Annotated in this window: 19 protein-coding genes; 11 read left to right on the top strand and 8 right to left on the bottom strand. The window is 72.4% G+C overall.

The window, feature by feature from the left end; all coding sequences use genetic code 11:
* The first annotated feature begins 108 nt into the window (after nt 1-108).
* On the top strand, nt 109-867 hold the full coding sequence (locus ADK57_RS37570) for a glucose 1-dehydrogenase (protein ID WP_053754166.1): 759 nt from the start codon (nt 109-111) through the stop codon (nt 865-867).
* A gap of 17 nt (nt 868-884) precedes the next feature.
* Nucleotides 885-1,913, top strand: a complete 1,029-nt coding sequence (locus ADK57_RS37565) for an L-idonate 5-dehydrogenase (RefSeq protein ID WP_107091744.1) — start codon at nt 885-887, stop codon at nt 1,911-1,913.
* A 144-nt stretch (nt 1,914-2,057) separates the two neighbouring features.
* On the opposite strand, the gene ADK57_RS37560 is transcribed toward ADK57_RS37565, so the two are convergent.
* The 4 genes from ADK57_RS37560 to ADK57_RS37545 all read right to left on the bottom strand — a co-directional run bounded on the left by ADK57_RS37560 (nt 2,058) and on the right by ADK57_RS37545 (nt 6,044).
* Entirely contained in the window at nt 2,058-2,678 is a 621-nt protein-coding gene (locus ADK57_RS37560; protein ID WP_078973555.1) for a cytochrome b/b6 domain-containing protein, read from the bottom strand.
* Nucleotides 2,662-3,411: a molybdopterin-dependent oxidoreductase gene (locus ADK57_RS37555; RefSeq protein WP_053754164.1), complete on the bottom strand. Its 750-nt coding sequence runs from the start codon at nt 3,409-3,411 to the stop codon at nt 2,662-2,664. Before ADK57_RS37555 ends, ADK57_RS37560 begins: the two co-directional genes overlap by 17 nt.
* 105 nt (nt 3,412-3,516) lie before the next feature.
* Nucleotides 3,517-5,058, bottom strand: coding sequence for an APC family permease (locus tag ADK57_RS37550; RefSeq protein ID WP_053754163.1), 1,542 nt, complete (start codon nt 5,056-5,058; stop codon nt 3,517-3,519).
* A gap of 32 nt (nt 5,059-5,090) precedes the next feature.
* Nucleotides 5,091-6,044 carry a hypothetical protein gene (locus tag ADK57_RS37545; RefSeq protein WP_053754162.1) on the bottom strand — a complete coding sequence of 318 codons (954 nt, stop codon included), beginning with the start codon at nt 6,042-6,044 and terminating at the stop codon, nt 5,091-5,093.
* A gap of 432 nt (nt 6,045-6,476) precedes the next feature.
* Between ADK57_RS37545 and ADK57_RS37540 the strand changes: the two genes are divergently transcribed.
* Nucleotides 6,477-7,364, top strand: coding sequence for a DMT family transporter (locus ADK57_RS37540; RefSeq protein WP_053754171.1), 888 nt, complete (start codon nt 6,477-6,479; stop codon nt 7,362-7,364).
* A gap of 57 nt (nt 7,365-7,421) precedes the next feature.
* Nucleotides 7,422-7,937 (top strand): NUDIX hydrolase, encoded by a 516-nt coding sequence (locus ADK57_RS37535; protein ID WP_053754161.1) that lies wholly within the window; start codon nt 7,422-7,424, stop codon nt 7,935-7,937.
* A gap of 15 nt (nt 7,938-7,952) precedes the next feature.
* Here ADK57_RS37535 and ADK57_RS37530 read toward each other — a convergent pair whose 3' ends face one another.
* The gene (locus tag ADK57_RS37530; RefSeq protein WP_053754160.1) at nt 7,953-8,633 is read right to left on the bottom strand and encodes a hypothetical protein; all 681 of its coding nucleotides are present in this window, start codon (nt 8,631-8,633) and stop codon (nt 7,953-7,955) included.
* Between the two features lie 66 nt (nt 8,634-8,699).
* Here ADK57_RS37530 and ADK57_RS37525 point away from each other — a divergent pair, with 66 nt between their 5' ends.
* From ADK57_RS37525 to ADK57_RS37505, 5 genes are all read left to right on the top strand, one after another.
* Complete coding sequence (locus tag ADK57_RS37525) at nt 8,700-9,092, top strand: YidH family protein (RefSeq protein ID WP_053754159.1); 393 nt, start codon at nt 8,700-8,702, stop codon at nt 9,090-9,092.
* The gene (locus ADK57_RS37520; protein WP_053754158.1) at nt 9,089-9,421 is read left to right on the top strand and encodes a DUF202 domain-containing protein; all 333 of its coding nucleotides are present in this window, start codon (nt 9,089-9,091) and stop codon (nt 9,419-9,421) included. The genes ADK57_RS37525 and ADK57_RS37520 overlap by 4 nt, the downstream gene beginning before the upstream one ends.
* 150 nt (nt 9,422-9,571) lie before the next feature.
* Entirely contained in the window at nt 9,572-9,868 is a 297-nt protein-coding gene (locus tag ADK57_RS37515; protein ID WP_053754157.1) for a hypothetical protein, read from the top strand.
* A 246-nt stretch (nt 9,869-10,114) separates the two neighbouring features.
* Nucleotides 10,115-11,137, top strand: coding sequence for a phosphotransferase family protein (locus ADK57_RS37510; protein WP_053754156.1), 1,023 nt, complete (start codon nt 10,115-10,117; stop codon nt 11,135-11,137).
* A gap of 6 nt (nt 11,138-11,143) precedes the next feature.
* A complete protein-coding gene (locus ADK57_RS37505; protein ID WP_053754155.1) occupies nt 11,144-12,367 on the top strand; it encodes an acyl-CoA dehydrogenase family protein in 1,224 nt (407 codons plus the stop codon).
* Nucleotides 12,368-12,614: 247 nt separating this feature from the next.
* On the opposite strand, the gene ADK57_RS37500 is transcribed toward ADK57_RS37505, so the two are convergent.
* From ADK57_RS37500 to ADK57_RS37490, 3 genes are read right to left on the bottom strand one after another with little or no spacing between them, the layout of a single operon-like run.
* Nucleotides 12,615-13,208 (bottom strand): TetR/AcrR family transcriptional regulator, encoded by a 594-nt coding sequence (locus ADK57_RS37500; protein WP_053754154.1) that lies wholly within the window; start codon nt 13,206-13,208, stop codon nt 12,615-12,617.
* Between the two features lie 32 nt (nt 13,209-13,240).
* Nucleotides 13,241-14,902 (bottom strand): class I adenylate-forming enzyme family protein, encoded by a 1,662-nt coding sequence (locus tag ADK57_RS37495; RefSeq protein ID WP_053754170.1) that lies wholly within the window; start codon nt 14,900-14,902, stop codon nt 13,241-13,243.
* Nucleotides 14,899-15,672, bottom strand: a complete 774-nt coding sequence (locus tag ADK57_RS37490; protein WP_078973554.1) for an SDR family oxidoreductase — start codon at nt 15,670-15,672, stop codon at nt 14,899-14,901. The genes ADK57_RS37495 and ADK57_RS37490 overlap by 4 nt, the downstream gene beginning before the upstream one ends.
* 174 nt (nt 15,673-15,846) lie before the next feature.
* On the opposite strand from ADK57_RS37490, the gene ADK57_RS37485 reads away from it, so the two are divergent.
* Both ADK57_RS37485 and ADK57_RS37480 read left to right on the top strand, forming a co-directional pair.
* Nucleotides 15,847-17,085 carry an exo-beta-N-acetylmuramidase NamZ domain-containing protein gene (locus tag ADK57_RS37485; RefSeq protein ID WP_053754153.1) on the top strand — a complete coding sequence of 413 codons (1,239 nt, stop codon included), beginning with the start codon at nt 15,847-15,849 and terminating at the stop codon, nt 17,083-17,085.
* Nucleotides 17,086-17,187: 102 nt separating this feature from the next.
* Nucleotides 17,188-18,507, top strand: a complete 1,320-nt coding sequence (locus ADK57_RS37480; protein ID WP_053754152.1) for a hypothetical protein — start codon at nt 17,188-17,190, stop codon at nt 18,505-18,507.
* Nucleotides 18,508-18,517 lie beyond the last annotated feature (10 nt).

Here is an 18,517-nt window from a genome sequence, read left to right as displayed (position 1 = left end):
TTCTTCGTCCGACAGCGTCAACTCGGCCTTCGGCCGCCCCGTCCGTGCCATGGAGCAAGCCTACACATCTGAATGGAATTCTTGACTCAGAAGACTAGGAGTACGGCGATGAGTCACCCCCTGTTCGACATCAGCGGCCGGACCGCCCTGGTCACCGGCTCCAGCCGGGGCATCGGACTCGCGCTGGCCCGCGGGCTCGCGGAGGCGGGCTGCCGGGTCGTCCTCAACGGGCGCGACGGCGACCGGCTCACCAAGGCCGCCGCGGAGCTGCCCGGTGACGTCCACACGGCCGTGTTCGACGTGACCGACGGCGCCTCGGTGGCGGGCGGCATAGCGGATGTCGAACAGCGGGTGGGCCCGCTCGACATCCTCGTCAACAACGCGGGCATGCAACTGCGCGCCCCGCTTCTGGAGTTCACCGACTCGGACTGGCACCGGATCCTGGACACCAACCTGACCAGCGCGTTCCTGGTCGGCAGGGAAGCGGCCCGCCGGATGACGGAACGCGGCCATGGCAAGATCATCAACATCTGCTCGCTGCAGAGCGAGGTGGTCCGGCCCGGCATCGCGCCCTACGCGGCCACCAAGGGCGCGCTGAAGATGCTCACCAAGGGCATGTGCGCGGACTGGGGGCCGTACGGCGTGCAGGTGAACGGCCTGGGCCCCGGCTACATCGAGACGGAACTGACCAGGCCTCTCGTCGAGGACGAGGAGTTCAGCGCGTGGGTGCGGCGGCGCACCCCGGCCGGGCGCTGGGGCCGTACGGAGGACCTGGTCGGCGCGGTGCTGTTCCTCGCCTCGCCCGCCGCGGACTTCGTCGGCGGGCAGGTGCTGTACGTCGACGGCGGCATGACGAGCGTGCTGTGACCCTCGGGGAGGCTGTGATGCTGGGTTGTGTGATCCACGCTCAGGGGGACCTGCGGGTCGACGAGCTGAAGGCGCCCGCGCCCGGTCCGGGGCAGGCGCTGGTCGCCGTCCGCTATGGCGGGGTCTGCGGTTCCGACCTCCACTACTGGCGGCACGGCGGGGTCGGTGACTTCCGGCTGCGGGAGCCGATGCTGCTGGGCCACGAGGTGGTCGGGACGGTCGTGGCGTACGGCGACGGCACGTCAGGTCCCGTTGCGGGTACGGCCGTTGCCGTGCACCCGGCCAGTCCCTGCGGGGTGTGCCCGGAGTGTGCCGACGGACGGCGGAACGTCTGCCGGGACACCCGCTACCTCGGCAGCGCGGCGCGCTTCCCGCACGTCCAGGGCGGTTTCGCGGCCCAAGTGGTCGTCCCCGTCGAGCAGTTGAGGCCGCTTCCGGCCGGGCTGGGCCTGCGCCGCGCGGCGCTCGCCGAGCCGCTGTCGGTGGCGCTGCACGCGGTACGGCGGGCCGGGGACGTGCGCGACCGGCACGTTCTGGTCACGGGCGCGGGGCCCATCGGGTGCCTCGTGGTGGCGGCGGCGAAGGCGGCCGGCGCCGCGCACGTGACGGCGACGGACCTGCTTCCGGCGGCGCTGCGGTACGCCCGGGCGGCGGGCGCCGACACCGTCGTCCGGGCCGACGCTCCGTCCGATCCCGGCTGGCCGTCGGAGGTCGACGTCGCCGTGGAGGCCTCCGGGGCGGCCGCCGGGCTGAACGCGTGTCTGGGGCGCGTGCGGCGCGGCGGGGTCGTCGTCCAGCTCGGGATGCTGCCGCCGGGGCCGAGTCCGTTCGCGGGGAACCTGGTGGTGAGCCGGGAGATCGAGCTGCGGGGCGCGTTCCGCTTCGACGGCGAGTTCGACGAGGCGCTGGAACTGCTTGCCGCCGAGCCCGCGTTCGACGCCCTGGTCAGCTCGGTGGTGCCGGTGACGGAGGCGGAGACGGCGTTCGTACTGGCTGCGGACCGGGGCCGGTCGTGCAAGGTACTGCTGGACTTCGGCGGCGCCTGAGGACGCCCCCACGAGGCCGCCCCACGAGGCCGCCCCGCGAGGACGTCGGCCGGGAACCGCAGCCCAAGGCGTCGGCTGACGGTGCCTGCTTTCGGTCGGCGTCCAGTACTCCGGCAGCCGTTCGTGTCCTGAGTTGCCGGAGAACTAGGGCCGCCACAGCGGATGTTCGCGTTCCGCCCACTCCCGGCTCACCGAGCCGGTGCGCAGGCCGCGCCGGGCCTCCGGGTCGCCGAGGGCCATGCCGATGTGGCCCGCCAGGACGATGCCGATCGTCAGCGCCAGCCAGTCGTGGACGAAGGTCGCGCTGGTGCGCCACATCAGCGGGGTGAGGTGGGTGAACCACATGATCAGGCCCGTGCCGAGCATCACCAGCGTCGCGCCGGCGATCCAGGCGGCGTAGACCTTCTGCCCGGCGTTGAACTTGCCGGCCGGGCGGGAGGCGGGCCGCCGGTCGCGGTGCAGGGCGGCGCGCAGCCAGCGGCGGTCGTGCGGGCCGAAGCGGTTGAGGAAGCCGAGGTCGGCGCGGAACGCGCGGGAGGCGAGGCCCGCCAGGACCGGCACGGGCAGGGCGAGGCCGGCCCACTCGTGGACGCGGACGACCAGCTCGCGGCGCCCTACGAGTTCGGCGAGCTGGGGCACGTACAGGCAGGCCGCCGTGACCACGCAGACGCCCATCAGGGCGGCCGTCGTGCGGTGCACCCACCGTTCGGCCCGGCTGAAGCGCCGGACCCGCGTGGGCACCGGGGTGTCAGCTCGTAGGGTCATCGTCCCGCCCGTTCGAACGGCCCACCCAGGCGTCGACGTCGTAGCCCCGGTTCTCCCAGTAGCCCGGCCGCACGTCCTCGGTGACGGTGATGCCGGAGAGCCACTTGGCCGACTTGTAGAAGTACATGGGTGCCACGTAGAGACGGACCGGGCCGCCGTGGGAGTGGCCGAGGTCCTTGTCCTGCATGCGCAGGGCGACCAGGACGTCCGCGCGGCGGGCCTGGTCGAGGGTGAGGCTCTCGGTGTAGGTGCCGTCGAAGCAGCTGAAGCGCACCGCCCCGGCCGAGGGGCGCACTCCCGCGGCGTCCAGGAGCCGGGACAGGCGTACCCCCTCGAAGGGGGTGTCGGGGACCCGCCAGCCGGTGACGCACTGGACGTCCTTGACCATGCGGGTCTGCGGCAGCGCGCGCAGGTCGGCCAGGGTGTAGGTGTTCGGGCGGTCGACCAGGCCGTCGACGGTGAGGCGGTAGTTCTCGGCGTTCTTGCGGGGCACCGAGGAGGCGACCGAGTAGTAGCGGAAGCCGCCGCCGTTCGGGAGCAGGCCCGTCAGACCGGTGGGGTCCTTGTCGGCGGCGCTCCCGAGGAACGCCTCCAGGCCGCGTTGCAGCGTGGGCGCGGCGAAGACGCCGAGCGCGCCCAGACCGAGGGTGCCGAGGACGACGCGGCGGCCGACCGGGGTGCCCCGTGCCTCGGGCTGGTCCGTGCCCGATTCCTCGGGCTGTTCGGAGTTCACGGGTTCATTCGAACACCCGCGACCCGGGGGCGGCCAGGGTTCGCGGGTGCTCGTCAGGGTTCCGTAATGACTTCTTACGTGGATCCCGGGGGGTGAGGACGGTGGTTACGACGTCTTCTCGGCCGCTTTCTCCAGCTGGAAGGCCTCGTTGCCGAGCCCGATACGGGCGTGCGCCTCGGGTGCCCGGGAACGCAGGACCAGGCCCTGGGCCAGGCCGATCACCAGGGCGAGGCCGATGATGCCGGGCAGGGCCCAGCTCAGGGCGGAACCGGGGCCGGCGCCGACCAGGACGTCGAAGTCCTTCACGGTGTAGCCGGCGATCACCAACAGGGCGATGCCCGCGAGGACGGAGGTGACCAGGCGCCAGGCCTGGGCCGCCGCGGCACCGCGACGGGTGAAGAAGACGACGACCGAGAGGGAGGCCGCCGCCATCAGCACGATCACGCCGAGCGCGCCGATGTTGCCGCACCAGGTGAACAGGCGCAGGACGGGTGCGGTGGGGTCGCCGGCCGGCTTGCCGTCGGCGAGCGCGAAGGCTGCCACGACCAGCACGGACACGGCCGTCTGGAGCAGGGAGCCGGTGCCGGGGGCGCCGCTCGTGCCGGTGGTCCGGCCGAAGGCTGCGGGGAGCAGGCCCTCGCGGCCCATGGCGAAGGCGTACCGGGCGACGACGTTGTGGAAGCTGAGCAGGGCCGCGAACATGCCGGTCACGAAGAGGAAGTGCAGGACGTCGGTGAAGGTGCCGCCGAGCCGGGACTCGGTGAGGGAGAAGAGCAGTCCGGCGCTCTGCTGCCGTGCCTCGCCGACGATCGCCGAGGGACCGGCGGCGACGGTGTACGCCCAGGAACTGATGGCGAAGAAGACGGCGACGAAGCCGACCGCGAGGAACATCACGCGCGGGACGAGGACGTGCGGCCGGCTCGTCTCCTCGGCGTACACCGGGGCCTGCTCGAAGCCGGTGAAGGCGGCGATGCAGAAACACAGCGCGGTGCCGAGGCCGGCGCCGGTGAGCGTGTCCGGGTTGAAGGCGTGCAGCGAAAGGCCCTGGGGGCCGGGGTCCGCGACGGCCGCGATGTCGAAGACGACGACCAGGGCCACCTCGACGACCAGCAGAACACCGAGCACGCGCGCGTTGACGTCGATCTTCAGCCGGCCCAGCACACCGACGGCCAGGACGGCCGCCAGCGCCGGTATCCACCAGGCGACCTCCAGGTCGGCGTAGGTGGCGAACAGGCCTGAGACCTCGAAGCCGAAGATGCCGTAGATGCCGACCTGGAGCGCGCTGTAGGCGACGAGGGCGACCAGGGCGGCGCTCGCGCCGGCGGTGCCGCCGAGGCCGCGGGAGATGTACGCGTAGAAGGCGCCCGCGTTGTGGACGTGGCGGCTCATCTCCGCGTATCCGATGCCGAAGAGGACGAGGACGACGCCGAGGACCACGAAGAGGAGTGGTTGCCCGACGATGCCCATCACCGCGAATGTGGTGGGCATGACACCCGCGACGACCATGAGGGGGGCGGTCGCGGCGAGGACGGAGAGCAGCAGGCCGCCGGTGCCGAGGCGGTCGGAGCGCAGGGCGCGCTCCTGCCCCTTGAACGTACTGATGCCGGCCGGGGTGGTTCTGCTGGTGCTCGAACTGTCCGTTGTCACGGGGAGACCGTCCTTTTCCGGGAAATGGGGCGTTACGCAGTGCCGAGCGCGCCGGCGCGGGCGGCACGGAAGGCGGGGTAGGGGTCGCGGTCCGGGTACGACCACGGTGCCGGGGTCGCGTGTTCGCCGATGCGGTGGAAGAGGGCGGCGGCCTCGGCGCCCCGCCCCTCGCAGACCTTGGCGTGGGCGAGGAAGTTGAGATCGACCAGCCGGCGGGGGTGGCCCTCGTGCTCCCACTCCAGCCACCAGTCGAAGGCGGCCTTCATCACCTGCCGGGCCCGGCGGCCGGTCCAGTGCCCGGAGGCGGCCGGGTCGGGGGGCTCCTGCCCGGCGGCGGCCAGCACGCGGTAGCGCTCGGCGTGCGCGACGACCGGGAGGATCGCGAGCGGGGAGTCCGCGGGGGCCTGCTCGGCGGCCCAGTGGGCGAAGTCGTACACCGCGTGCAGGGGGTCGGGACCCCCCTCGGAGCGGCTCTCGGCGAGGTGGGCGACCATCAGGTGGTGGGCGTGGTGGTGATCGGCGTACCGCGCCCGGACCTCGCCGAAGAGCCCCACGACCTCCTCGCCTGCGCCGAGGTCCCGCTCCAGCATGAGCAGGCCCAGCCAGGGGGTGGGGTCGGCGGGCACGAGAGCGGTGGCGGCCCGGCAGGCCTCCCGGGCCGTGGCCCGTTTCTCCTTGCCCCGCAGGGCCCGCCGGACCTGGGCCAGGGCGAGCAGGACGGCCGCGTCGGCGGAGTCGGGCTCGGCGAGCAGCCAGTCACCGGCCCACGCGGCGCTGTAGGGCTCCAGGGCGAGAACCGTCACCCGGTGCCCCCGCCGGTCCCAGTCGTCCCCCGTCCGCGCGAGCAACGCACGGGCGGCCTGCCACCTCCCCTGCGCCAACGCGGCCCGCGCGGAGACGAGTTCGGCGTCGTCAAGGGCGCTGTCGAGGGCCTGAGCGGCGGCGCGCTTACGACTGCGCCCGAGGGGTGGCGGGGGTGGGGACACCGCGGGGACTTCCTCACGCGACGCGGCTCGTCGTCGGTATGCGGCCGACGTGGCGGCCGGCCTTCTGGTCTGGATGTTTCGGCTTGCCATGAACTGATCACTCACAGCCAATCCCCAGCCAATGCTTTCCGTCAAGGGGCGGACAGGTGTTACACGCGTCAACTTCCGTGACCTAAAAGGGACTTGTGAGGCGGGTGGGACAGGCCGAGCACGGATCGCCGATTCTGTCTGTGGCCCACGCCATGGCGCCGACCCACCACTGCCCCGCAGGATGGTGGGACGGTCACGCACCCGGCCCCGGCCGGCCGGGGCGGCGGGACCGAGTCAGCCGCCCGGTTCTCGGGTACTCGCCCGGGCACAAAAAGGCCCTGGAACGCTACAGTCGGCGCCTACGCACCCCCGTGGCCCCGTCGGATGATCGAGGTACGCAGCGTGTCGGTTCTGGTTCTTGTTCTCGCCGTGAGCGCAGCCTGTTGTCTGGGCTTCGGCTTCGTGCTCCAGCAGAACGCCGCCCGCCAGGCCCCGCTGAGCGACTTCCTCTCGCCCCGTCTGCTGCTCGACCTGATGAAGGTGCCGCGCTGGCTCGGCGGCATCGCGCTGATGGTGGCCGGCATGGCCCTCGGCGCGATCGCGCTGGGCCAGGGCGAGATCTCCCTGGTGGAGCCCCTCCTCGCGACCAATCTGCTCTTCGCCCTCGCCCTGTCCCGCAGGCAGAGCAAGCAGCCCCTGGGCCGCCAGGGCTGGGCGGGCCTCGCGCTGCTCGCGGGCGGGGTGACCACGTTCATCGTGGCGGGCGAGCCGCGCGGCGGCACCGCGGTCACCGACCCCGTGCGCCACTGGCTGATCATCGGCGCGATGATCGGCCTCGCCCTGCTGCTCACGACCTACGCCAAGCGTTCCCGGCTGAGCTCCGGCCCGGTGCTGCTCGCACTGGCCGCCGGTCTGCTGTACGGCGTCCAGGACGCACTCACCCGGGTCAGCGGCCAGCGCTTCTCCGAGGGCGGCCTCGTGGAGCTGCTGACCGGCTGGCAGCCGTACGCCGTGCTGGCACTCGGCGTCACCGGCCTCATCCTGGTGCAGAGTGCGTTCGAGACCGCCCCCCTGCGGATGTCGCTGCCCGCCCTGACCGCGGCCCAGCCGCTGGCCGGGATCATCTGCGGCGTCGGCTTCCTCGGCGACCGGCTGCGCACCGACACGGGCGCCCTGGCCTGGGAGGCGGCGGGCCTCGCGGCGATCGTCGCGGGCATCGTGCTCCTCGGTATGCACCCGGCGATGCCGTGCACGCAGACCGAGCGGGCACGGAACCTCCAGCCGAACTGACGCCCGGGTCTGCCCGAGTCCGCCCGGGTCTCCTTCGCCCCCTGCTTGGATGGGGCCATGAGCGCTGCTGACGAGATCCTCGACATCGTCGACGAGAACGACAAGGTCATCGGACAGTCCCCGCGCGGCGAGACCTACGCCAAGGGACTGCGCCACCGTTGCGTCTTCATCCAGGCCCGGGACGCCGAGGGCCGGATCTTCGTACACCGCCGCACGCCGACCAAGCTGGTCTTCCCCTCCCTGTACGACATGTTCGTCGGCGGAGTCGTTGGCGCGGGCGAGTCCTACGACGACGCGGCCCTGCGCGAGGCCGAGGAGGAACTGGGCGTGAGCGGACTCCCGCGACCCGGGTACCTCTTCAAGTTCCTCTACGACGACGGCGCCGGGCAGACCTGGTGGTCCTCGGTGTACGAGGTCCGCTGCGACCTTCCGGTCAGCCCGCAGGTCGAGGAGGTGGCCTGGCACGACTTCCTGCCGGAGGACGAGGTGCAGCGCCGGCTGACGGAGTGGGAGTGGGTGCCGGACGGGGTGGACGCGTACGAGCGGCTGCGGGCTCACCGGTCGAGGGGCTGAGCCGGTGCGCCGGCCTCATCCACTGAGCAGAGCCTGGCGGACCGGGCCGGACGTATGGGTGGCGCCGCTCAGCGGGCTGCTGCCCGGAGCGGCCCAGTAAGGGCTCTCCCAGAAGGGGTGGTCGAGGAACAGCCCGGCCGCCTCGGGGGCGGCCTCTTCCGTCATGCCCACGGCGACGAGCGCGGCGGCGATCCGCTCCACCCCCTCCTGCACCGGTGTGTCCGCGTCGCCGAACGCCGGGAGCAGCAGGAGCAGCCGCAGGTCGGGGTCGCGTACGCCCTCGGCGTCCGCCGGGGCCGAGTCCGCTACGGCGACCAGATCCGGCCAGGACAGCCCCGGGCCGGTGAAGTGCCCCTCGATGGACGCCAGGCAGGTCTCCCGGGCCCGGTCGGGGTGGGTGAGCAGGTAGTCCGTGCCCGCGTCGTCGGGGAAGTTCCGGTGCACGATCCACAGCAGATGCCCGCCGGGCAGCGGTATGCGGTACGCCGGCCAGACCTCCGTCGCGTCGTACAACGCATCGCCCGCCGCGTCGACGTCCGCCAGGTCGGCGCCGAACGCCTCGGGCTCGCTCGCGAAGACGTCCCAGGTGGGGCCGTGGTAGGCAGGCCAGAACCCGGGCAGGTCCAGCAGGTGCTCGGCGGTCGCGATGCCGTACCCGGGCTCCGCGTACCGGGCCAGTGACGTGGGAACTTCCATGCCCCCGAACGGTAGCGGGCAGCACTGACAACGCCCTGCGGCGGTGCCCCCGGTAGGGTCCTGTGCGTGATCGGTTTCGCACGCAACGTCCGGCTGTGGTTCGCCCCCGGGGAGATCCGGCAGGAGGGCGTCACCCCCGACTACCGCTTCTCGCTGGCGAACGAGCGCACCTTCCTGGCCTGGCTGCGCACCGCGCTCGCGCTGATCGGCGGCGGCTTCGCCGTGGACCAGTTCCTGCCGGACCTGCGCTGGGGCTGGCGGGTCGGACTCGCGCTCGCGCTGCTCGCGGCGGGCGTGCTGTGCTCGCTGCGGGCGGTCAACCACTGGCTGCGCTGCGAACGGGCCATGCGCCGGGGCGAGGACCTGCCGGTGTCCCGGTTCCCGGCGCTGCTGAGCCTCGCGGTCACGGTCGTGGCCGTCGCGATGGTCGTCGTGGTGCTCGTCGGGTGGGAGGGATGAGCGGGACGGCCGCCCAGGACGCCTCGGACCGGGACCCCGGGCTGCAGCCCGAGCGGACCCGGCTCGCCTGGCGGCGTACGACCCTGTCCAGCACCGCCGCCGCCATCCTCGCCATGAAGGCCACGCTGCACGGTGGGGTCTCGGCGTCCGGGATCGTCGTCTGCGCCCTGTGCTGCGTCCTCTGGCTGGCCTTCCTGCTGGTCGCCCACCGCCGCATCCGCGCCCTGGCCGAAACGAGCATGCCGGCGGCGCTGGCCCCCCGGCACGCGACGGCGGGGGCGCTGCTCACGGTGGCGCTCGCGGTGTGCGCGGCGGCGCTGGTCTTCTAGGGCGCCTGTGGGGCCTGTCCGGCTCCACGGCCTCCACGGGCCCGCCCCTCAGGGCCACCCGGACGCCACGCAGGCCCGAATAGTCGGATACGCGGCGTTCGCGTGGCAGCCTGTCCGACGTCATCACCCGCACCCTCGAAGGTGAGCACCATGACCACCCTCCACCAGGAGCACGCCTCCCACACGCACACCCACGGCCCGGACTGCGGCCACGCCGAGGTGCCGCACGGCGACCACGTCGACTACGCACACGACGGGCACATGCACCGCGAGCACGGCGGCCACTGGGACGAGTGCGAACCCGCCGCCCATGTCTCGCACGAGGGCCACGACCACCGGCACGGCCAGGACTGCGGGCACGAGAGCGTCCTGCACGGCGACCACGTGGACTATCTCCACGACGGCCACCGGCACGCCCGGCACGACGGCCACTGGGACGACCACTGAGCCACCGCCACCGGGACGACCGCTGAGCCACCACTGACTCCGCCGGCCTCGGCGCCGGACGCCCGGTCTGACCGGAAAGAGCCCGCCGACAGCTCCCCGCCACCCCCGGCGGGGAGCTGTCGGCCTATCGTGGCTCCGATCACGTTCGACCCCCGCTCTGGACGACATACCGACCGGTCGGCATCATTGGTCTGGTTCCGTTCACGCACCCGTGGACCCCGTTTCGCGCACTCGTAGGGAGCAATGATGAGCCCCGACCATCCGCCCGGACTCGATCTCGACCGGCTGCGCGGCCTGCTCGACCATGAGCGGCCCGGCCTGGTGCACGGCCCCCTGACCGGCCGGCTGATCGAGGGCGGACGGTCGAACCTCACCTACGCGGTCTCCGACGGCACCTCGAAGTGGGTCGTACGGCGGCCCCCGCTCGGCCATGTCCTGGCCACCGCGCACGACATGAAGCGCGAGCACAAGGTGATCAGCGCGCTGCACCCGACGGACGTGCCGGTGCCGCGTCCGGTGCTGCTGTGCGAGGACGAGGAGGTGTGCGGGGCGCCCTTCTACGTCATGGAGTTCGTGGACGGCACGCCGTACCGCACGGCCGACCAGCTCGCCCCGCTCGGCCCGGAGCGCACCCGGGGCGCGGTCCTGGCCCTGGTGGACACGCTCGTGGAACTGCACGCGGTGGACCCGGACGCGGTGGGGCTCGCGGACTTCGGCCGCCCGGAGGGCTTCCTGGACCGGCAGCTGCGGCGCTGGGGCAAGCAGCTGGACGCCTCCCGCAACCGCGAGCTGGCCGGCATCGACGAGCTGCACGCGGCCCTCGGCCGGCAGCTGCCGCACTCCCCCGCCCCGGCCGTCGTGCACGGCGACTACCGGCTCGACAACGTCCTGATCGGCGACGACGACAAGATCAAGGCGATCCTCGACTGGGAGATGTCGACGCTCGGCGACCCGCTCACCGACCTGGGCCTGCTGGTGATGTACAGCATGCCGCTCGGCATGCCCGACTCCCCCGTGTCCACGACCGCCGAGGCCGCCGGGCACCCCACTCCCGCCGAGCTGATCGAGCGGTACGCGGCGCGTTCGGGACGCGATGTCTCCGCGGTCTCCTGGTACACGGCGTTCGCGTGGTTCAAGCTCGCCGTGATCCTGGAGGGCATCCACTACCGCTACACCCTGGGCCAGACGGTCGGCCGCGGCTTCGACCGCATCGGCGACCTGGTCCCGGTCTTCATCGGGCACGGCCTGACCACTCTTCAGGAAGGCTGACAGAACATGGACTTCGCGTTCGACGCACGTACCGAGGAGCTGCGCGCCAAGCTGCTCGCCTTCATGGACGAGTACGTCTACCCGGCCGAGGCGGTCGCGGAGGAGCAGCGCGCCCTGCTCGCCTCGCCGTGGGACACCCCGGCCGTGGTGGAGGAGCTGAAGGCCGAGGCGCGCAGGCAGGGCCTGTGGAACCTCTTCCTTCCGGACACCGAGTACGGCGCCGGTCTCACCAACCTCCAGTACGCCCCGCTCGCCGAGATCACCGGCCGCTCCCCGCAGCTGGCGCCCACCGCGCTGAACTGCGCGGCGCCCGACACCGGGAACATGGAGGTGCTGACGCAGTTCGGGGACGAGCAGCAGAAGAAGCAGTGGCTGGAGCCGCTGCTCGCCGGTGACATCCGCTCGGCGTTCGCGATGACCGAGCCGGAGGTGGCCTCCTCGGACGCCACGAACATCACCACGCACATCGAGCGGGCCTCCGACGGCACGGACGAGTACGTCATCACGGGCCGCAAGTGGTACATCTCCGGGGCCATGAACCCGGACTGCAAGATCTTCATCGTGATGGGCAAGACGGACCCGGACGGCGAGGACATCCGCCGCCAGCAGTCCATGGTCCTCGTCCCCCGCGACACCCCGGGTGTCACGGTCAGGCGCGCCATGCAGGTGTTCGGCTACGAGGACCACTCCCACGGCGGCCACGCCGAGGTGATCTTCGACCACGCGCGCGTGCCGGTGTCCAACCTGATCGGCGAGGAGGGCGGCGGCTTCGCCATCGCCCAGGCCCGGCTCGGTCCCGGCCGGATCCACCACTGCATGCGGCTGATCGGCATGGCCGAGCGCGCGATCGAGCTGATGTGCCGGCGGGCGGTGTCCCGTACGGCCTTCGGCAAGGCGCTGGGCCGGCAGGGCGTCGTCCACAACTGGATCGCCGACGCGCGCGTCACCGTCGAGCAGTTGCGGCTGCTGGTGCTGAAGACGGCCTGGCTCATGGACACGGTCGGCAACCGGGGCGCCCACGCGGAGATCCAGGCCATCAAGATCGCCACGCCCCGCGCGGTCGTCGACATCATCGACCGGGCCATCCAGTTGCACGGCGCGGGCGGCGTCAGCCAGGACTTCCCCCTCGCCGAGCTCTACGCCGGCGCCCGGACCCTGATGATCGCCGACGGGCCGGACGAGGTGCACCAGCGGTCGCTGGCGCGCCGGGAGCTGAAGAAGTACCTGTAGCGACGCGGGGGCCGGTGGAGGCGATCGTGCCTCCACCGGCCCCGCTCCGCGAGGTGATGCTCGGTTGCCGGTGACCGTCAGGGGCCGGCCCCGTCGGCACGCCGGCCCGAGGCCTCCCCTGTCGCGGCCCGGCCGCCGACCTGGCCCGGCCGTCCGCAGGGGCCGGCGGCCTCGAAAGTACGGGCGCTCACCCCTGCGGCCCGGGGCTACGGACTACGGACCCGGGCTACTGGCTCCTGGCTACTGGCTACGGCCGCAGCGCCCGCAGCAGCAGGTCCGCGAGATGGTCGGCGACCTCCTGGGGACTCATCGGGCCGTCGGGGCGGTACCAGGTGGACAGGTGATGGACCGAGCCGAAGTGGTAGTCCACGACCAGGTCGGCCGGAGTCGCCTTCGAGAACACTCCCGCGTCCTGGCCCTCCTCGACGAGTGCGCGGAAGCGTTCGTGGTAGCGCCGGCGCTCGGCGCGCACCTGCTTGTTCTTCTCGGGGCTGAGGTGGTGCATCGAGCGGAAGAAGATCATCGCGTCGTCGAGGTTCTCGATCGTCGTGACGACGACGTCTGCCGCCGCGCCCCTGAGGCGCTTCTCGATCGGCTCGTCGGCGTTCGCGAATGCGTCGAGTCTCTCCTGCTGGACGCGCAGCACGCGCGCGTACACCTCGTGCAGAAGGTCGTCCTTGGAGCCGAAGTAGTGGTACAGCGCCCCCTTGGTGACGCCGGCCGCCTCGACGATCTCCTGCACCGAGGTGCGGTCGTAGCCCTGCTCCGCGAAGAGCCGGGTGGCGGCAGCGAGGAGCCGCTGCGGCACGGGGGGCCCGTCACCGTCCGTCGTCCTGGGCACTGCCGCCACCTGCCTTTCCGAGCTGCTGTTTTCTAGCCGTGCGTTCGGGAACGCAGTTCCCGACGGAGGATCTTCCCACTCGCCGTCTTCGGCAAGTCGGGCAGGATCTCCACCTGCCGCGGGTATTTGTAGGCGGCCAGTCTCTCCTTGCAGTACGCGGCGAGTGCATCCGGGTCCGTGTCGGCGCCCGGACGGAGGCTGATGTACGCCTTGACGGTCTCCCCGCGGTACCCGTCGGGCACCCCCACGACGGCCGCCTCGCGCACCGCCGGGTGGGTGTAGAGCACGTCCTCGACCTCGCGCGGCCACACCTTGAAGCCGGACGCGTTGATCATGTCCTTCTTGCGGTCGACGACGTACAGCCAGCCCTGCGGGTCCATGAAGCCGATGTCCCCGGTGCGCAGCTCGCCGTCCGGGAAGGTCTCGGCGGTGGCGTCGGGGCGCCGCCAGTAGCCGGGGACGACCTGCGGCCCGCGTACGAGGATCTCGCCCTGCTCCCCGAAGGGGACCTCGGCGCCCTGGTCGTCGACGATCCGGACGACCGTGTCGGGGCCGGGCGCGCCCACGGCCAGCGTCCCGGAGACCGGGTCGACGGGCGCCTCCAGGTCCGGCGGTACGGAGGCGCAGGGCGCGGTGCACTCGGTGAGCCCGTAGCCGTTGCGGATGTACGGCCCGAAGCCGGCGCGGAACTTCTCCACCAGGGCGGGCGGCAGGGGGGCGCCGCCCGAGGAGATGTTCACGAAGGACGAGAAGTGGTCCGGGGTGACGTCGGGGTGGGCGGCCAGCGCCATGAAGGCGGTCGAGGGGCCGACGGTGTAGTGCGGCCGGTGCTCGGCGAAGGCGTCCAGTACGGCTCCGGCCTCGAAGCGGTACGCCAGGACGAGGGTGCCCGCGCTGTTCAGACACGCGCCCAACTGGCAGACCATGCCGGTGATGTGGAACAGCGGCGCCATCGCGAAGTAGACGGGCGCCTCGGGCAGGCCCAGGCCGGTCCGCTGCCGCTCGGCGTTGTACATGATGTTGCCGTGCGTGTTGGTGGCGCCCTTGGGGGTGCCGCTGGTGCCCGAGGTGTAGCTGATCAGGGCGATGTCGGCGGGGTGCGGGTCGCGGTCCTCGGGCGCCTTGTGACCCGCGCGGGCGACCGCCGTCAGGTCGTCGGCGTCCGCGGCCTGCGGGAGCCGCTCGAAGGTCAGCACGCGGGCGTCCCCGCGGGTCTGGAAGTCCAGCTCGCAGCCGGTGAGCACGATCCGCACGGTCGAGTCGGCCGCCGTGTCGCGCAGATACGACTCCCAGGCCCGGTCCGAACACACCAGCGCGGCGACCTCGCCGTCCCGCAGGACGTGCCCGACCTCCCCCGACTTGTACATGGGGTTGACGGGCACGACGGTCGCGCCCGCCTTCCACGCGCCGAGCAGGGCGAGCACGAAGTGCGGGGAGTTCTGCAGCAGGACCGCCACCCGGTCGCCGCGCTCCAGACCGCGGGCGGCGAGGTGACCGGCGACGGAGTCGCTCAGCTCGTCGACCTCGCGGTAGGTCAGGCACCCGTCGAAGTAGGCGAGGAAGGTGCCGTCCGGGGTCTCGCCGGCCGCCCGGCGCAGGGCGTGGACGAGGGAGTCGGCGGGGTCCATCGGCGCGCGCTGGGCGTCGTTGAGCAGGCCGAGCCAGGGCTTGGCCGCGTAACGGGAGTCGGTCACCGGGCCGCCTCCCACTTCCGCTGGAGGTGGTTCATGTTCGTCAGCCAGCGGTCGGGCTCGGCGGCCCTCGCCTGGTAGTAGCCGGCGACCTCGGGGTGCGGAAGGATCAGGAAGCGGTCCTCCGCGATGCCCTTGAACAGGGCGTCCGCCACCTCCGCAGGGGCGATCGCGGTCGGCTGCAGCACCAGGTCGCCCGCACTGCCGGTGGCCGCCAGCATGTCGGTGCGCACGCCCTGGGGGCAGATCGCGTGGACCTTCAGACCGCGGTGCCGGTACGTCAGCGACAGCCACTCGGCGAAGGCGTAGGCGCCGTGCTTGGTGACGCTGTAGGGCGCGGCGCCGATCATGGTGAGCAGTCCGGCGGCCGAGACGGTGGAGACGAAACGGCCGCTGCCGCGCTCCAGCCAGCCCGGGAGCAGCTCGTGGGCCGCGCGGACGTGGGCCATGACGTTCACGTCCCAGGACAGCTCCCAGGGCCGCTCGTCGAACGCCTCGCCGGTGGCCCCGCCCTCGAAGGCGACGCCCGCGTTGGCGCAGTAGACGTCGACCGTGCCGCCGAGCGCCTCCCGGGCCTCGGTGACGATCGCGGAGGCGTCACCCGGGACGGCGATGCCGCCGATCTCCTCGGCGACGGCCTTCGCCCGGTCGGCGTCCAGGTCGTTGACGACGACCCGGGCCCCCTCGGCGGCGAAGCGGCGGGCCAGCGCGGCTCCGATGCCGCCCCCCGCTCCGGTGACGACCACTCCCGCATCCTGCACGGCTTCCACCATCGTCTCCTTCGACGCGACACGAATCGGCTCTGCCCCCGCAGCCGCCAGACTAACCGGTCGGTATGTAACCGTGGAAGGGGTGTCGGACTCCGGCCCCGTCCGGTTCGTTCCGTACGGCCCGGGTGCGCGCTAGCGTGCGTGGCCATGACACCCGCCGATCACGGAGGTCACCGCATGAAGCTGTCCAGACGAGGCCTGCTGTATGCCACCACCGCGGCCGTGACGGCGGGCTCCGCACCGCCCGCGGCGGCCGGAACGGGCGGGCGCCGGCTGCGGACCGGTTTCGAGCGGCTGGCCGCCGACGGCTACGCACAGCTCGACGGGCAGCGGGTCGGAGTCGTCACCAACCCCACCGGCGTCACCAGGGACGTACGCCACATCGTGGACGTCATGCACGCCGACGACCGTGTGGACCTCATCGCCGTCTTCGGCCCCGAGCACGGCTTCCGCGGCACCGCACAGGCGGGCGGCTCCGAGGGGCGCTACGACGACCCGGCGACCGGCCTGCCCGTCTACGACACGTACCTGAAGAGCGGCCGGGCGCTCGCCGACATCTTCACCGCGTCCGGCGTCGACACCGTCGTCTTCGACATCCAGGACGTGGGGGCGCGCTTCTACACGTACATCTGGACGCTGTACGACTGCATGGAGGCCGCGCAGCTCGCGGGCAGGCGGTTCGTGGTCCTGGACCGGCCCAACCCCGTGACCGGACGGGCGGCGCTGGGGCCGGTCCTGCACAAGGAGTTCGCGACCTTCGTCGGGCGGCAGCCGATCTCGCAGGCGCACGGGATGACGGTCGTGGAGCTGGCGCGGCTGTTCAACGGGGAGTTCCTCACCACGCCGGTGGAGCTGGACGACGTACCGATGAGCGGATGGAAGCGGTCCGAGTGGTACGACGACTCGGGGCTGCCCTGGGTGCCGCCGAGCCCGAACATGCCGACGCCCGAGACCGCCCTGGTGTACTCGGGGACGTGTCTCTTCGAGGGGACGAACCTGTCGGAGGGACGCGGGACGACCCGCCCCTTCGAACTGCTCGGCGCCGAGGGCGTCGACGGGCGGTGGGCCGCGGCGGCGAACGGACTCGGGCTGCCCGGCGTGCACTTCAGGGAGGCGTACTTCGCGCCCACCTTCTCCAAGTTCCAGGGGAAGACGATCGGGGGCGTGCAGCTCCATGTGCACGACCGGGACGCCTACGACCCCGTGCGCACCGGGATCGCTCTTCTGGTGACCGCCAGGAAGGTGTGGGGCGGCTTCGCCTGGCGCTCGGACAACTGGATCGACAAGCTCACGGGCTCCACGCTGGTGCGCACGATGATGGACGCGGGGGCGGGTGCCGACGAGGTGGTGGCGGGCTGGGAGGACGAGCTGGCGGCGTTCCGGAGGGTGCGGCGGGAGTACCTCGTCCACCGGTGAGCCGATGAATCACCCGGATGAGTCATGACGTATGGCCAACTCCGGCCGGTAGCAGGACGATGCGCGCACATCGCACCGCTTCGGGGGACGAGGGGGCCTGTCATGGCAGAGCCGGCAATGAGCGTGAGTCCGTACTGGGAGCTCACCTTCGACGCCGACGGGGACACGGACGGCGGGAGGCGGGACCGGCTGTTCGCCGGGGTCGCGGAACACGACGTGCGCGACCTCGTGGTCTTCGCGCACGGCTGGAACAGCGACCGTTCGGGGGCGACCCGGCTCTACAGCCGCTTCTTCGCGCCGATCCCGGCGCTCGCCCCGACGGCCAGGCTCGGGTACGTCGGTGTCGTGTGGCCCTCCATGCGGTTCTCGGACGAGCCCATCCCGGACTTCCCGCGGGCCGTGGCCGCCGAGATGCCCCCACGTCCGTTGCTCGACAAGGACACCCGGCACGCACTGCTGGAGACCTTCCCCGGACGGGCGACCGTGATCGACCAGATCGCGCGGATGCTGGACCAGCAGCCCCGCGAGGAGAGCGAACTGGAGGAGTTCGGACGGCTGGTGCGGCTGCTGGTGGAGGTGGTGCCGCCGGGGCCGCAGGTGCTGTTCGCGGCGGACACCCTGGCGGAGGGAGTGCCGCAGAGCGAGCCCGTGATGTTCTCGGGGTCCACGGCGGAGATCTGCGAGGAGTTCGCCCGGGCGCTGGCGGATCTCGAATCCCCGGCGGGGACGGCCCGGTTCTCGCTGCCCAATCCGTGGGACGGAGCGCACGAGTTGCTGCGCCAGGCGACCTACTACGCCATGAAGCGGCGTGCGGGGACCGTCGGCGAGCGCGGACTCGGGCGGGTGGTCGGGCAGTTGGCCGCGAAGGCGCCGAGGGTGCGGGTGCACCTCGTGGGGCACAGCTTCGGTGCACGGCTGGTGTCGTTCGCGCTGCGCGGGCTGCCGGAGGGCGTGCGCAGCGTGAAGTCGGTGACGCTGCTCCAAGGTGCCTTCTCCCACTACGCGTTCGCGGCACGTCTGCCGCACGACCCGCGCGCGGGAGGCGTGCTGCAGGGGCAGCACCTGCGCATCGACGGCCCTCTGGTGTGCTGCCATTCCCGGCACGACTCGGCCCTCGGGTCCGTCTACCCCCTGGCCTCGCGGATGGCGGGCGATGCGCGGGGCGCCGCCGCCGAGCCGGCCGTCGCCCATGTCCTCGGTGCCAAGTGGGGGGCGATGGGGTACGGCGGGGTGCAGGCGGTGCCGGGCACGCAGGCGTTCAAGCTCGCCGCCGCGTTGCAGGCGCAGCTGCCAGCCTCGGGGTGCGTGAACATCGATGCGGCCGAGGTGGTCAGGCGCGGCAAGGCGCCGTCCGGCGCGCACAGTGACATCGTGCACCGGGAGCTGGCGCAGCTGGTGGTGGCGGCGGGCCGCATCCGCTGACCCGCCGCCG

The organism is Streptomyces sp. MMG1533 (assembly GCF_001279775.1).
In the GTDB taxonomy this organism is placed as follows: Bacteria; Actinomycetota; Actinomycetes; order Streptomycetales; family Streptomycetaceae; genus Streptomyces.
Note: the sequence above shows the minus strand (reverse complement) of the source record. Positions and strands in the feature narration are given on the sequence as shown.